Here is a 14706-nt window from a genome sequence, read left to right as displayed (position 1 = left end):
CTTCCGGCAAAAAAACGAAAGGGCCGCTCCATGTGGAGCGGCCCTTTCGTTTTTTTGCCGGCCAGAAATCGTCGAAGCAACCAACGATTTGACAAGGCAACAGTCAAGCAGTTAAGCTAGTTACTCAATCCACTTAAACTTGTACTCCAGCTTGGGTACGGGCATGCGGTCGGCTACGCGGCGCAGGCGGTTGGGCAGGGCCATCACGTAGTCGCGGGCCTTCTCGGCCGGGGCATTCAGCCCGGTAATCTTGTCCACGTTCCAGGTTTGCAGCAGGCCTTCCAGAATGTCAGTGTAGTCCTGGCTGGTGTACACGCCCAGGCGCTGGGCCGCGTCGGTGAAGTGGCCGAAGGTCTTGCCGACTTCCACGCCCAGCTCGCGCATGTAGTGGGCCGGCATGACGATTTTCTTGCGCATCATGTCCTCGAAGGCCAGCATCATCTCGCTCGGGTCCACCTCGAAGATTTTCTCCACGAAGGTCTGGTACACGCGGGCGTGGCGCACTTCGTCGCCGGCAATCATGCCGCAGAGCTTGGAGAGGGCCGCGTCGCCGGCTTTGCGGGCCAGCTGGCCCACGCGGCGGTGCGAGAGGTTGGTGGCAGCCTCCTGGTAGGAGGTGTAGACGAAGGCGCGGTACGGGTCGTGGGCGGTGCCCAGGTCGAAGCCGTCGGCAATCAGGTATTGGGTGCTCATCTCAAACTCGCGCATATTCACGCGGCCGGAGAGGTAGAGGTAGCGGTTGAGCAGGTCGCCGTGGCGGTTTTCCTCGGCCGTCCAGCCCCGGATCCACTGCGCCCAGCCGTTGTTGGGGTCGCGGTTCAGGTCGTCGAGCTGGTGAAACCATGCTTCGTAGTTGGGCAGAGCTTCTTCGGTGATGGTGTCGCCGATGAGCACGGCCAGCAGGTCGTAGCTCAGCTCTTTGGCCCGTTCGCGCAACAGCTTCACTTCGTCGAAGAAGTTGTCGAGGCGCGAGTCGGGCAGAAAGTCGGACGGTTGCCAGCTGTCCTCTACTTTTTTGAGGAAAGAACCCATGTTCTCACGCAAAAAAACTTCGAGGTGCTGCAATACTTCCCCGCGGGAAGTCATGGTAGCAATCATGCGGGCTGAGGAAAAGTGGTGATGGAGGAAGAAGGACGAAGCAGTGGGGAAAGGCCAAAAGTAGGCAATTACCGGGTGGAATGCCTGATGGACGCTTGCGCTATTTCTTCATACGAAACTCACGGGGGAAAAGCCCAACGTTACCGGGGATAATTAGCGCGGCAGCTCCGGCGGCCCCGCCCGGTGGGTTTCGGGCAACGACCGGGCAGGCGGCACCGGGCCGAGCCACCGGATGTCGGCGCGGCGGGCGAGGCGGCGCAGCGCTTCGGGCTGGGCGCGGGCACCGGTGAGCTGCTGGCGCAGCCGGGCCTGCGAGGGGTCGAGCGTGGGCCAGCCGGTGAGCAGCAGCCAGGGCGGCCCCGCTACCGGCACGTACTGCCGGAAGGGTGACAGGGACTTGAAAGCGGCTTCCAGGCCGGCCCCAACGACTGCGCGCACCGCAGGTGGGGGCTGCCCCAACTGGGCGCGCAGCAGCGCCAGGCTGCGGCGCTCCTCGGCCTCCAACACCTGCCGGCGGTGCAGCACTTTGTACCCATACGCGCCGACCAGCAACGCCATTACGGGCAACACCAGGCGCCGTTGCCAAGCGGGCGGGCGCCAGGGCTGGGCCGCCGCCAGCAGGGCCAGCTGCGTCAGCACGCCCAGCGTGAGCAGCGGGCCGGCCAAGCGCGGCGGCAGCTTCAGGCCGAGCTGCAGCCCCAGCAGCAGTAGCACCAGTCCCAGCACGTACAGCTGCGGCCGGCGGCGCGTGGCCGCGGGCTGGCTCGACCCGAGCAGCAGCAACAAGGCACTGATACCCAGCAGCGGAAAATAGTCACGCATCAGTTGGGCCGCGGCGGGCAGCAGCCCGGCCAGCCGCTCGGCCACGAAGCGCGGCTTGGGCTGGTACGCCCGCTGAAAAAACGCCTCGTTGACCAGCGTCGAGTCGCCAAACGCCCACTGCGCCACGGCCCGTACGCCCAGGCGGTCGGCGGCCGTGCGCGGGGCGGGCACGCGCCAGCCGTAATCCAGTACCTCGGACTTGAGTACGTCGAGGCGGCGGTAGCGGGCGGCTTCGGGGGAGCGGGTGAGTTGCACCAGCAGGCCCAGCAGCAAGGCTACGACGGCGGCAGCGGCCGGCACCCGCCAGGCGCCGGGGCCGCCCAGCAACCCCGCGGCCGGCGCCACCACGGCGGCCCCCAGCACCGCCGCACTCGGCCGAACAGCCCAGGCCGCGACAAAAATCAGCAGGCCCAGCGGCAGCGCCCAGCGGCGGGCAGCCGGCAGCGGCGCGCCGGACTGCCGGGTGGCCCAGAGCACGGCCGCGCCGGCCAGCAGCAGCGGCACCCGCACGTAGTTGAACCACTGCGCGTGCTCCAGGCCGGCCAGCAGCAGAAACGCGGCCAGCAGGCCGGCGCGCTGCCAGGCCGAGGTATGAGGCTGCAGCAGCCGTTCCAGCACGGCCGTCAGCAGCACCAAGGCCAGCGTCAGCAGCAGGTAAAGCACGAGGCCGTACCAGGGCAGCTCGGGGGCCAACTGGTAAAGCCGGGCCAGCAGCCAGGCCCAGCCGTGGAGGTAGAGGTGCAGGTTGGTGACCGGGGCCGCGGCCGTGCGCCCGCGCAACAGCAGGGTGATGCTGAAGTCGTCGTTGGTTTCGTAATGGCTGCCGAGCACGGTGGCCGTCAGCAGCACCAGCAGCGCCGGCAGGCCGACGACGCGCCCCCAATAGCCCAGCCCCGAAGCGTGCGTCATAGCCGGCAAAATACGCGAATCGGGCGCGGGCCGCGTGGCCGGCCGGATTCTTTCCCGATTTTCGCCGCCGTGAATCCTTCCGCGCGCCTGCTCCGCCTGCTGCCCACCCTCACGCTGGGGCTGGTGACGCTCGTTACCCTCGCCTACTTCGTCGGCGCGCACGAGGGCCTCTACGCCCTCGACGACTATTACTACGCCCGCTACGCCCAGCAGCTGCTCACGGGCAGCTTCCACCTCGGCCCCGACCCGCTCCGCCAGCTGCACGACCCGCTGCACGAGCGGTGGCTGATTTTCGGGCCGGTGGCCGGGTTCTACGCGCTGCTGGGCATCAACATCTGGAGCACCACGCTCTGGCCGCTGCTGGCCACGCTGGCCTGCCTGGGTTTGATCTGGGCCGCGTACCGCCGGCGGCAGCCGCTGGTGGCCAGCGGGGCGCTGGTGCTGCTGGGCCTGCACTACTTCAGCCTGGACCTGAGCACCTACCTCTACCCCGACAACGTGAACATGCTGGCCTGCCTGGGGGCGGCGCTGGCGCTGCTGCGCGGACGGCGGGCGGCGGGGCGGGCGGCCGTGGGCTGGGGCGGGGCCTTTGCCGGGCTAAACCTGGCCGCGCTGCTGTGCAAGGAAACGGTGGTCTTCTACGCGCCCTTCTATCTCACCCTGCTCCTGCTCGACGCCGCGCGGGGCCGGCGGCGGTTCTGGCTGGCCGCGGCCGGGGCGGGCGCGCTGCTGCTGGGCGCCTACCTGGCCTTCTACCAGTGGCAGACCCACGACGCGCTGTACCGGCTGCACCTCATCGAGCACACCAACGAAGTGCTGGCCGACGGCAACTATCTGGCCGGCAACCGCGCCGCGCTGTGGCACCGCCTCACCCTCGCGCCGCTGCAGGTATTGCTGGGCACCGGGCTGGGCCTGGCCGGGCTGCTGGCCGTGGGCGCGGCCTTCCCGTTAGGCGCCGCGTTGGCCCCTGAAAAAGCAACCGAGTCCGTCTCCGATGACCGCCGCTTCTGGCTGGGCCTCGCGCTGAGCACCCTGGCCGTCTACTGGCTGGGCAGCACCTCGCTAACGTCCTACAACCCCATCAGCCTGGTACCCCGCATGCTCACGCCGCTGCTGCCGCCGCTGTGTCTGGTGGCGGCCTCCGGGCTGGCCGATGCCCTGCGCAGCGGCCGGCGGCTCGGGCTGTACGCGGCCGGCCTGGTGCTGCTGGCGGCCCTCGACCGGGGCAGTGCCGCCGTGCTGTACGCGGGCGGCGCCGCGGTGCTGGCGGGCCTGAGCCTGCCGCTGCTCCGGCACCGAATGCGCCGTGAGCGGCCCGGCCGCTACGCCGCCTTCGGGGTACTCGGGCTGGCAGCCGTACTGGCGCTGCGGCCCGGCTATCGGCTGCTGAAGCCCAGCGTATCGGGCCACTTCCCGCAGGCCCGCGTCATCGACCAAGCGCTGCAGCCGCCCCGCCGCGGGGTAGTGTTCGTCGACGATTACCTGATCGGCAACTACGACTTCTACTACCGTTTTCGGGTGCCGGCCGGGCTGCGCTTCCGCCGCTATTGGGCCCGCGACTCGGTGCAGCTACTCCCCGGCGACACCGCCTGGCTGCTGCTCAACCGGGCCGCGCTCCGCAACCCCGAGCTGACTCGCAAGCTGCTGCGCTACTCCCCCGACAGCGTGCTGCGCTGGTACCCGCGCCGCCGCTTGCTGCGGCAGGACGGCCCGGTGGAGCTGTACCAGATTCAGTAAGTCTGGTACAGCTCCACCGGCAAGCTCAATCGTGCAACTCAAGTTCAAGCCGGCGCCTATTCGCATTAGTCAACAGGCACCATAACCAGCTTGTTTTCAACGTTCATACAGTACGCTATTTTTATCATCACTTAAACGCACGAGCTACCACGCCCAGGGCATAATCCAGCGGGCGGAGCGGGCCCGTCTGGCGCAGCATGGCGTACAGCCGGCGGGCTTCGGGGCCGCGACGGAAGCGCACGGCCTGGCGCAATTCCCAGCGCAGGCGCACGGCCAGGGCAGCCCGCTCGGCGGGGGTGCGGCACATGGCCAGGGCCTTTTCGCAGACGCGGATGGTGGAGGCCACGTACGGGTCGCCGGGGCGGTAGGCCTTGCGCGACATGGACTGCGGGTGCAGGCGTTTCTGGGTCAGCACCTCGTCCTGAAAGCCGAAGTCCCAGTCGCGGGCGGCGCGCACCCACAGGTCGAAGTCCTCGTAGGCCAGCGTCTCGTCGTAGCCGCCGAGGGCATCGAGCATGCTGCGCCGGAACATCATGGTGGGCGTGCTGATAAAGTAGCGGCTGAGCACGTCGGCAAAGACCTGGCCGGCGGCGGGGCGCGGGTGCACCGGCCGGCCGGCCTCGTCGCGGCGGAAGTGAAAGCGCACGTGCCCGCCCTGCTCGTCAATCAGGTCGCAGTCGTGGTAGGTCACGCCGCAGCGCGGGCCCTCGGCCTGCATGAAGGCCACCTGCCGGGCCACGCGCTCGGGCAGCAGCACGTCGTCGGTGGCGAAGTCGATGACAAACTCGCCGTGGCTGCGGCGCAGGGCCTGGTTGAAGGCGCGGCAGTTGCCCACGTTGTCGGGCAGCAGCAGCAGGTTCCAGGCCGGAAAGCGGGCGGCGTACTCGCGCAGCAGCGCCGGGCTGCCGTCGGTGCTGGCGTCGTCGACCAGCCACACTTCCAGATTGGGGTAGGTCTGGGCCGCAATGGAATCGAGGGCGGCGGCCAGAAAGCGGGCGTGGTTGTGGCACAGCGCCACAATGGTAACGAGCGGAGGCAATGGCAGAAGCAGTAAAGTGACTGGTGCCGGTTACGCTATTGCGTCGCAAACCCGGCGCCCCAAATAAAGCAGGCTTTCAGCCTGCGGGCGGCGCCCGGCGACAAAGTGCAGACCCGGCGCAGCAACCGCAACGTTCGGCGCAGGTTGCGCACCGGCCTCACGCCCGGCCCCCGACGGTCTGCACCCAATCCATTGTCAGCCGCACCAGCCCGCTTCAGCGGCGAAAGTAGGCCCGAAAGTACAGCCCGCAGGCCAGCAGCACCACGCCAAAGCGCGCCGCGTGGGCCAGCGGCGCGCCGTAGAGCCCGTAGCGCGGCAGCAGCAGGGCCAGCAGCCCGGCGTAGAGGGCCGCCGAAGCCAGCTGCACCGCTACGTAGCGCCCGGCCCGGGCCTCGGCCACCAGCAGGTAGAGCAGCGTCCAGCTCAGAAACTTGGCCCAGTCGCCGAGCAGCTGCGGGCCCAGCAGCGTGCGGGCCGCGGCGAAGCGGGCGTCGAAGAGCAGGGGCAGCAGCCAGTCGCGCAAGAGCCAGAGCGCGGCCAGCCCCAGGGCCAGCAGTCCGGCCAGCAGCCCGAACACGGCCCGCACGTAGGCGCGCCGGGCGGCCGGCTGCGCGGCCAGGGCGGCCAGTCGGGGGTAAAACACGGCCCCCATCACCGCCGAAAACACCATGGTGTAGTTGTCCGACAACTTGGCCACGGCCTGCCACAGGCCCGTCTGCGTCAGGCTGAAGCGACTGATGAGCAGGTCGCGCACGGCGAAGTCGACGGCCTTGCTGCACACCAGCACGCTCAGCGCCATCAGCAGAAAGCGGCCCAGGCCCAGCAGCGCCGGACGGCTCAGGCGGGGGCGCACCCAGCTCAGCAGCCCGGCGCGGGCGCACACCCAGGCGGTGGGCAGCACCGTCAGGCCCTGGGCCAGCAGGTAGGCCAGCAGCACCCGCGGCACCGGCCAGCGCAGGGCCAGCGCGCCGGCCACGGCCAGCGGCCCGAGCACACTCAGCAGCACCGTCAGGGCCACGTAGGCGCGCAGGCGCTGGGCGGCCAGCAGCACGGCGGCCAGGTAGGCGTGGGCGGTGAGCAAGGTGATGCCCGCCACCACGCCCAGCACCCAGCCCGCCGTGGGCCGGAACGCGGCCAGCAGCGGCCCGCGCAGCACCGGCAACGCCAGAAAGCCCAGCAACAGCACGGCCGCGTTCAGCACCACGCCGCTGCCAAACCACAGCCGCCAGCCCGCCGAGCCCGGCCGCCGCGGCGCCAGGTACTTCACAATGCCCACGTGTACCCCGTCGTTGGGCAGGGTGGTGAGCAGGGCCATCAGGTTCTGAAAGTGCGCCAGCAAGGTGAGGCCGCCGGGGCCGCCGAACACCGCCAGCAGCTTGTTCAGGGCCAGCGCCCCGCCCGCCCGCGCCAGCACCGACACGCCCGAGCCCAACGAGCCGCGCACGAAGCGCGCCAACCCGGCCGGCGCGGCGGGCAGGGTTTCGGAAGCGGCGTCATCGGCGGCGGGCAGGCTCATAGGCAGCGGGCTGGGGCGGCGCAAGGTACGCGCCGCCGGGCGGGCCTTAGGGTGTGGACCGTGAGCAAAAAGAACGTCCTGCTTGATCTGGCGGCCGCTTGTCGCAGCAGGACGGCCTGGGAAGCAGCAGAAGCGCCTTGTCAGTTACTTGCCACACACCCTAGTTGAAATAGGCCACGGCCTGCAGGCTGAGCGCGTTCAGCCGCCCGGCCAGCAGGCCCTGCGCGGTGTAGAGGTACTGCCCGCCGTCGTTGGCTTCGTAGAGCAGCAGGGCGTCAGGCCGGGCCAGGCGCGTGGGCCGAAAGCCGTGGTGGTAGAGCAAATTCAGCCCCACCCGCTGCCGCACCAGCACGCCGATGCCGCCTTCCAGGCCAAACTGCCAGTGCAGGCCCACCCCGTCGAGGCCGATGCTCAGCAGGGAAGGCGTGCGGCTATTCTGCACCAGCCGAGCGGGCTCGGTGGCCGTTTGGGTGAGGCCCGGCACCGCCCGCACCAGCAGGTGCGGCTGCAGGCTGCCCGGCCGGCCAAAGCGCCACCGCAGGCCCAGCGGCAGCTGGGCCGTGCCGCCCACTACGCGCCCGTAGACAAAGGTCTGGTTGGGCAGCTGCCCCAGCGTCAGCTGGTATTCGTGGCGCAGGCGCCAGTAGCGCGGCTCCATTTCCAGGGTAAGGTGGTCGGTCAGCTCGCCGCTGACCTGCAGCCCCAGGTGGTACGTGGCCGTAGCCGCGGGACCCGAGCCGTAGCCGGGATTCACCTCCGCGCTGCCGTCGAGCGGACTGAACGTGAGCTCCACCCGATCCGTGAAGCCGCTGCGGGCGGCGGCCCCCGCCAGCCCCAGGTGCCAGGCGCGCTGCGCCACGGCGGTAAGCGGTAGTACGGTCAGGCAAGCAGCCAATGGCAGTAGCAGTCGATGCATGAAAACAGTAGTTGAATAAGCTATAAGTCAAGGCTTAAGCAGCCAACGATGCCACGGCTGCGCCGTCTGCTGGTCGACGGCCCGGTCCCTTCAGTCACGCCGCGTGAGCGTGAGCTTGAGGCTGGGCACGCCGCCGAGGTGACGCTTGAAGCGCAGCAACGACTCGTTCAGCCCCTCGGGCAAGGTGGACGTGCCCAGGTCGAGCAGGCGCAGGCCGCTGGCCTGGCCGAAGGCGTGCAGGCCGGCGTTGAGCAGCACCACCGGGCTGAACGCGTTGTAACGCAACGGGCTGGCGGGGTAGAAATTGTAGAGCACGCCGCGGCCGGCCAGCACGGCCACCGTCAGGGCAGCCCAGTCGCCGGCCGCGTCGCGCACCGAAAATAGCAGGTAGTCGCGCGGGAAGTCGCGAAACAGGGCCGCGAGCTGGGCCTCGCTCAGCGACAGGGCCTGCCCCTTCTCCTCGCGGCAGCGGCGCAGGAACTCGTAGGCCAATGGCAGCAACAGGGGCGGCTCCTGCTCGAAGCGGAAGCCGTGGCGCTGGCACTTGTGCAGCCGCCGCCGCTCCGAGGGGTGCAGCCGCGCCTCGTAGGGCTGGCCGAGCGGCAGGTAAGTATCGATTTCGGCCAGCGCCACGGCGTAGCCCAGGCGCTCCAAGGCCGCCACCAGGGCGCCGCTGCCGGCCGGCTCGTAGGCGAAGGGCGGCAGGCGCAGCTGCCAGGCGGTGCAGCCCTGGGCGGCCAGCGTCTGGTGCACTGCGCGCAGCCACTCCTCAAGCACGGGCGCGGGCAGCTCGGCGGTGAGCAGCTGCGGGTAGCTGAACGGGGCCGCGGGGCTGCTGCCGGCCCGGCCATCGGGCTGCCGGAAAATGGGCCACCAGGCCACGGTTTGGGCCGCGTGCTGGTCTTCGAGCAGGGCTACGGCCAGCGGCGGGCCGGCCGCGCGCAGCTGGGCGGGCTGCTGATACAGGTACAGCTCGGCGGCCAATGGCAGCGGGGGCGCGGCGGCGTCCGTCAGCCAGCGCAGCCGGTAACGCCCGTGGCCGGCCGGCAGTTCGGGCGGCGCGGCCAGGAAGGCGGAAGAAGCAACGGGAGGCGGAAAACCGGGCACGGACAAAGCAACGAAGCGCCGAAAGTACGTGAAAATCGGCCGTACCGGTTGGGGGGCGTCGTTTCCGCCGGGCCACCGGCCGGCCCACGCGCACATTTTTGCCCGCGTCTGCGTAGCATTACCAGCCGCCCGCTTCTGGGCCGATTCCCCCGCTGCTGTTCATGTCCGATTTTGCCCCGGAAACCCGCGCCGCCGCACCGGCCGATTCCGCTCCTGAGCTGTCTTCCACACCACCCCCGACCGCCGAGGAGGCCGCCGCCACCAGCGTGGCCGACCGCGACGCCACCCGCCAGGCCCGCCTGCAGGGCGTGGGCGCCCGCCCCGGCACGCTCAGCCCCCGCGCCGGCTCGCTCGCGCCCCGGCTCTTTATCTTCAGCTACGACGCCAATGGCTACGCCGAGCACGAGTGCGAAGACTACACGGAACTGCTGCACCGCTTCCGCACCCACCCCGAGCGCCGCCACTGGATCGACGTGCGCGGCTACGGCGACGTGGCCCTGATGCAGCGCATCATGGAGGATTTCGAGCTGCACCCGCTGCAGATGGAGGACGTGCTCGGCGACTACCAGCGGGCCAAGGTGGAAGTGTTCGGCGACAACCGCCTGTTCCTGGTGTCGCGCATGACCGAGTTTACCGCGCAGCTCGAAATCGACGACGACCAGCTCAGCATCTTCACCGGGCCCAACTACGTCCTCTCCTTCCAGGACGACTACGAGGACTGCCTCGACACCGTGCGGCAGCGCATCCGCTCGGGCTTCAGCCAGATCAAGCAGCGCCCGCCGCTGTACCTGGCCTATGCCCTCACCGACGTGGTGCTCGACCACTACTACCCCACCATGGCCGCCATCGGCGACTACATCGAGGAGCTGGAAAACACCATCATCCGCGGGCGGCCCACCAAGCGGCTGCTGGCGCGCATCCTGCAGATCAAGAAGGACATTGTGCGCTTCCGCCGGCTGGTGTACCCCGAGCGGGAGAAGATTGCCGAGCTGCTGCGCATGCACGACGAGGTGGTGCCCGAGGAAATGAAGGTGTTCTTCCGCGACTGTTACGACCACGCCATCCAGGCCCTGGACCTGACCGAGAGCTACCGCGAATCGGTGTCGAGCCTGATCGACCTGTACATGTCGGACCAGAGCAACCGCATGAACGAGGTGATGAAAGTGCTGACCATGATCAGCGCCGTGTTCATCCCGCTCAGCTTCGTGGCCGGCGTGTACGGCATGAACTTCTCCCGCGACAACCCGCAGGGCGGCGTCAACCACCTGAACATGCCGGAGCTGTACAACCCCGTGGGCTACCCCGTCGTGCTGGCGTTTATGGCCGTCATTGCCGGCGGTATGCTGGTGTATTTCTACCGCAAGGGATGGTTTAGCAACTAGATATTAACCCATTATATTACAAATGGATAAAATAGCCATTTACAGCTGATTCAAAAGCCCGCCCGGCGGAGCTTGCCCAAGCAGCTTTACCGCTTCGTTGGGTTGTTCGGTAGGGCTGCTTCTGCGAGCTCCGCCGGACGGGCTGATTTTCTGAACAGGCACTTACAGCTGCACCGGCAGCGCCTCGCCCAATGCCGCTTGCACCTGTTGCACGCGCTCGGCTACGGGGCCGGTTAGCACCTGATACGGGATGCCGAGCACGTCGAGCAGCATCAGCTGGGTGTGCTGCTGCAGCTGCTGCTGCGCGGCCGGGGCGCGGGTGCCGTCCTGCTCAAAGGGAAAGTCGGGGGCGCAGACGAAGGTGTGGGCGTAGCGGCTGCGGCATTCGGCGGCCAGCGCGTGCAGCGCCGCCTCGGCCCGGCCGAAATAGGCATAGCTGTACCAGAGCGTCGTCACGGCGTTGGTGTCGCTGATGAGCCAGTGCCGGGCCCGCGGCAGGGCCTCGTCTTCGAGGGCGCGGTGCTGCCGGGCAATGCGCAGCAGGTCGGCGTAGGCCAACTGCCCGCCCTGCGCTTCCCAGAGCGTGCGGCCGTACTCGCTCACCCAGCTCGTGCCCAGGTGCCGGCCCAGCGCCGCCGTCAGCGTCGACTTGCCGGTGCTTTCGGCGCCGAGCAGCGCCACCCGCTGCACGTAATCGGCGGAGTGGAAATGCGCCTGCACCACCGGGTGCAGCCACTCCGGCTGCCCGTACACATCGGCCCGCAGCGCCGTGCCCGATACCGGCCGCTGCCGCCGCTCTTGGTCGACCAGCACGTGGGCCGCGCCGAGGTGGGCAGCGAAGCCCACCCCGTATGCTTCGCTCGTGAATACTACGTCGATACGCAAATCCAGCTCAAGCAGCAGTTGACGCACAAATTCCCGGTGCGCGAAGTCCGGCGCGTCGTTGGGCGGCAGCTGCGGGTAGTGCGGCTTGGTCAGCGCCCGCACGTGCAGGCGGCAGCCCCCGATGCTTGCCCCGTAGATCTGCCGCAGCCACTCGGCGCGCACGGGAGCCGGCAGGCGCGGCAGGTCGGGCTCGGAGTACACCCACACGTGCAGCTCCGCCACCTGCGCCGCGGCCGTTTCGATGAGCAGCTGATGGCCGCGGTGCAGCGGGGCAAACTTGCCCACGACGAGGCCGGTCCGGGAAGCTGGGTGGTTGGTCATGCCCCGAGCGGGTTTCCGGCCCGCTAATCCATCTTGAGCGTGAGCCGGCGCAGCTCCGTGCCCACCACCCGAAACAGCTGGTAGGTGGCGGCCGTGGCGTCGTAGCTCAGCCCCACGGTGGGCGCCGAGCTGTCGAAGGGCTGCCCGCCGATGAGGCGGCCGCGGGCGTCGTAGAGGTAGGCCTTGCCGGGGCCGGTTTCGGTCACGACCAGCACGCGGCGGCCGTTGCCGAAATCGAACAGCTGCGCGGGCTTCTCGGCCGAGGTCAGGAAGCGCTGCTCCACCAGGGTGCGGCCGGCGGCGTCGAGCACGGTCAGGTGGCCCTGCCCGTCGTCGCGGGTGACGACGTAGCCCCGACCGGCCGGATCGGCCACGAGGCGGAACACGCTGTTGCGGCTCCAGGTGGTGAGGCGCCGGCGCGGGCCGATTTCGCCGCTGAGCGTGAAGGTGAGCAGCTCCGCGTGCTGGTTGACCACCGTCAGGCGGGTGCGGCGCAGCGTGGGGCCGGCCTCCACGAAGGCGCTGGTGTGCAGGCGCGCCCCGAGGCTGATGGGGAAGCCCGGCAGGGGGTTGCCCAGCGCGTCGTAGGCGAAGATGTAGCCGTTTTCAAGCAGGCACACCACCACGTCGCGGCCGCCCACGCGCAGCAGCTGGGGCGGCGCGGCCAGGGCAAAGTCCAGGCGCTTGGGCTGCCAGCCGGCCGGGGCGTTGCCGCGGGCATCGAAGAGAAACAGGTTGGCGTAGCGGTCGGCCACCAGCAGGCGGGCGGGCTGGTTATCGGCGGGCGGGGCGCTGCTGAGCGAGGCGGCCTGCACGGTATCGGGCAGGTTCAGCGGAAAGTTGCGGGCCGAGCGGCCACGCTCATCGAGCAAGTGAATACGGTTGGCGGTGAGCAGCAGCAGGCCCGTCCGCCGGCCAAACGCCCCGGGCAGCAGGCCGGGCGGCCCCACCAAGGGCCCACCGAGCGAGTCGGACCAGCCCACGGTGTTGTCGGGGGTAACCAGGTGCACGGTGCCGCGGCGGTCCTGCACCAGCACCGGGGCGGGGCGGCCCGCGGCGGCCGGCAGCAGCACGGGCCCCAGCGGGGCCAGGCCCGCCTGGAAGTTGAGGGTGCTGCCCACGCCACCCGCCGTTTGGGGGCCCGCCACGGCCGGCCCCACCGGCGGGTGGCGCAGCACCAGCTGGGTGTAGTACTGCCCGCTGTCGGCCGGGGCGTACTGCAGGGCCACCTGCGGAAAGCGCTGCAGCAGGGCTTCGTTGCGCAGCAGGCCCGCGCGGCGTTCCTCCACCAGGGCCCGCAGCAGCATGTTCCAGCTGTTGCGCGTGTCGAGCACCACGCTCAGCTGGGCCACGGGCGTGGTTTCCTCCAGCAGCGCCACCTGCGAGGGCGTGCGGGTCCAGGTCTGGCCGGCGGCCACGTCGGCCAGGTAGGTGCGCAGCGCCGCCGCGTCGTCGGCCAGCACGAGGTAGTCGCCCACCAGGGCCGTGGCGCCGGGCGCCGCGGCCCCCACGGGCGCAAACAGCGGCCCGAGCAGGCGCTCGGCCAGGCGCGGCACCCCGTTCTGGTACAGCTGGTAGGGCCCAAACCGCTCGAAGCTGGGACTGGTGCCGGTGCGGCGGCGCAGCAGCCCCAGCCACTGAGCCGTGCGGGCCGCGTTGCGGGTGCGCACCAGCGCCAGACGCCCCGGCAGCACCCGCGGCGAGGAGGTGGCCAGGTAGCACAGCGCCGCTTCGTCGTCGAGGGTGGCGGCCAGGCTGTCGACCAGCGGGCGGGCCAGGGTGTCAGTGACGGCGGCGGGGCGCAGGGCGCGGGCGGCGGCGTGCAGGTGCACCAGGGCGGCGGTGCGGGTGCTGAGCACCTCGGCCATGCGCAAGCGGCCGGTGCGCTGCCCGCGCAGGCGCTGGTGCAGGCTACCGGCGGCGGTTTCGGCGTTGGTGAAGCCGTTGAAGAGCACGCGGTTGCCGGTGAGCTTCATTTCCAGCAGGCTCTTGCTGCCAATGCTGGCCAGGTACTCGAAATCGGTCCGCAGCTCGGGCCGGAAAAACACGCCCAGAAACGGCGGCAGCTGGCGGTAGTTGATGAGCAGGGCCGCGTCGACGTCTTTGAGCTGCAGGTAGTCGGTGGCCCCGAACTCGGCCGCAATGGACTGCTGCTGCGGAAATTCGGTGCGCTGCAGCACGGCTTCCACCAGGCCAGCATTGGCACTGATGATGAGCGTATTACGGTAGTTCACGTACGTCAGCCCCAGGCCGTTGCGGCGCTGCGTGACGGTAATCATCTGGTTGCCGTGGTAGTCGCGGGTCCGCACCTGGTAGCGCACGTCGCGGCCCAGGCCCTCCACCAGGGTGCGAATCTGGCGGTGCTCCCGCACGCTGCTCACCGGCACCTGAAACAGCAGGTCGAAGCTGCGCGGGCTGGTCACGTGCAGCGAGGTCAGCACCGTTTTACGGCCCAGGAAGTCGAGCACCGAGCCCTTGGTGCTGCCCAGGCTGTCGGCCAGCACCACCTGCTCCTCCACCTGCTGAAAGTAGCGCAGCGAGGCCAGGTTGTCCCAGAGCTGGGTTTCCTTGAGCCGGCGCACCAGCGTGGGATGGTCGCGGGTGGCAATGACCAGGGCCGCATCCTCCGGCACCAGGGCCCAGGGGTCGACGGGCGTGCGGGCCACCACGCGGCGGTAGTACACGTACGACGCCAGCGCCATGAGCAGCAGCAAACCCGAAAGCAGGACCAGTAAGCGGTTCGACATGCAGCGGCGGCGAGGCGGGGTGGAAAGGCGGCAAAGGTAGCTATTCGGGCCGGGGGCCGAACAGGTTGCCGTTCGGGCCGCCGGGCTGGGGCTGCCCGCAGTACTACGCCGCCAAGTGCCGAACGTCAGGTCGAGCTTGTCAGGACGATAGAAAAAGAACGTCATGTCGAGCGCAGCCGAGACATCTCGCTCGATAGTAATTCCTTCGTTGAACGATGGTTTGACTA

10 protein-coding genes are annotated in these 14706 nt (G+C 69.4%); 2 read left to right on the top strand and 8 right to left on the bottom strand.

Annotation, left to right across the window (positions count from 1 at the left end):
* Positions 1–120 precede the first annotated feature (120 nt).
* Both DLM85_RS02650 and DLM85_RS02645 read right to left on the bottom strand, forming a co-directional pair.
* Positions 121–1098: an acyl-ACP desaturase gene (locus DLM85_RS02650; protein ID WP_111476508.1), complete on the bottom strand. Its 978-nt coding sequence runs from the start codon at positions 1096–1098 to the stop codon at positions 121–123.
* A 153-nt stretch (positions 1099–1251) separates the two neighbouring features.
* Complete coding sequence (locus DLM85_RS02645) at positions 1252–2829, bottom strand: hypothetical protein (RefSeq protein ID WP_111476507.1); 1578 nt, start codon at positions 2827–2829, stop codon at positions 1252–1254.
* Between the two features lie 69 nt (positions 2830–2898).
* Here DLM85_RS02645 and DLM85_RS02640 point away from each other — a divergent pair, with 69 nt between their 5' ends.
* Entirely contained in the window at positions 2899–4566 is a 1668-nt protein-coding gene (locus DLM85_RS02640; protein ID WP_111476506.1) for a hypothetical protein, read from the top strand.
* 127 nt (positions 4567–4693) lie between these two features.
* Here DLM85_RS02640 and DLM85_RS02635 read toward each other — a convergent pair whose 3' ends face one another.
* From DLM85_RS02635 to DLM85_RS02620, 4 genes are all read right to left on the bottom strand, one after another.
* Positions 4694–5605, bottom strand: coding sequence for a glycosyltransferase family 2 protein (locus DLM85_RS02635; RefSeq protein WP_165821982.1), 912 nt, complete (start codon positions 5603–5605; stop codon positions 4694–4696).
* Positions 5606–5819: 214 nt separating this feature from the next.
* Positions 5820–7121, bottom strand: coding sequence for an MATE family efflux transporter (locus tag DLM85_RS02630; RefSeq protein ID WP_111476504.1), 1302 nt, complete (start codon positions 7119–7121; stop codon positions 5820–5822).
* A 160-nt stretch (positions 7122–7281) separates the two neighbouring features.
* A complete protein-coding gene (locus DLM85_RS02625; RefSeq protein WP_133256854.1) occupies positions 7282–8037 on the bottom strand; it encodes a porin family protein in 756 nt (251 codons plus the stop codon).
* A 90-nt stretch (positions 8038–8127) separates the two neighbouring features.
* Positions 8128–9144 (bottom strand): hypothetical protein, encoded by a 1017-nt coding sequence (locus DLM85_RS02620; RefSeq protein ID WP_133256853.1) that lies wholly within the window; start codon positions 9142–9144, stop codon positions 8128–8130.
* A 161-nt stretch (positions 9145–9305) separates the two neighbouring features.
* Between DLM85_RS02620 and corA the strand changes: the two genes are divergently transcribed.
* The gene (gene corA / locus DLM85_RS02615) at positions 9306–10526 is read left to right on the top strand and encodes a magnesium/cobalt transporter CorA (RefSeq protein WP_111476501.1); all 1221 of its coding nucleotides are present in this window, start codon (positions 9306–9308) and stop codon (positions 10524–10526) included.
* Between the two features lie 162 nt (positions 10527–10688).
* Here corA and DLM85_RS02610 read toward each other — a convergent pair whose 3' ends face one another.
* A complete protein-coding gene (locus DLM85_RS02610; RefSeq protein ID WP_111476500.1) occupies positions 10689–11732 on the bottom strand; it encodes an AAA family ATPase in 1044 nt (347 codons plus the stop codon).
* A gap of 23 nt (positions 11733–11755) precedes the next feature.
* A complete protein-coding gene (locus tag DLM85_RS02605) occupies positions 11756–14479 on the bottom strand; it encodes a hypothetical protein (protein WP_111476499.1) in 2724 nt (907 codons plus the stop codon).
* Positions 14480–14706 lie beyond the last annotated feature (227 nt).

Source organism: Hymenobacter edaphi (genome assembly GCF_003258365.1).
Taxonomy (GTDB): domain Bacteria; phylum Bacteroidota; class Bacteroidia; order Cytophagales; family Hymenobacteraceae; genus Solirubrum; species Solirubrum edaphi.
Note: the sequence above shows the minus strand (reverse complement) of the source record. Positions and strands in the feature narration are given on the sequence as shown.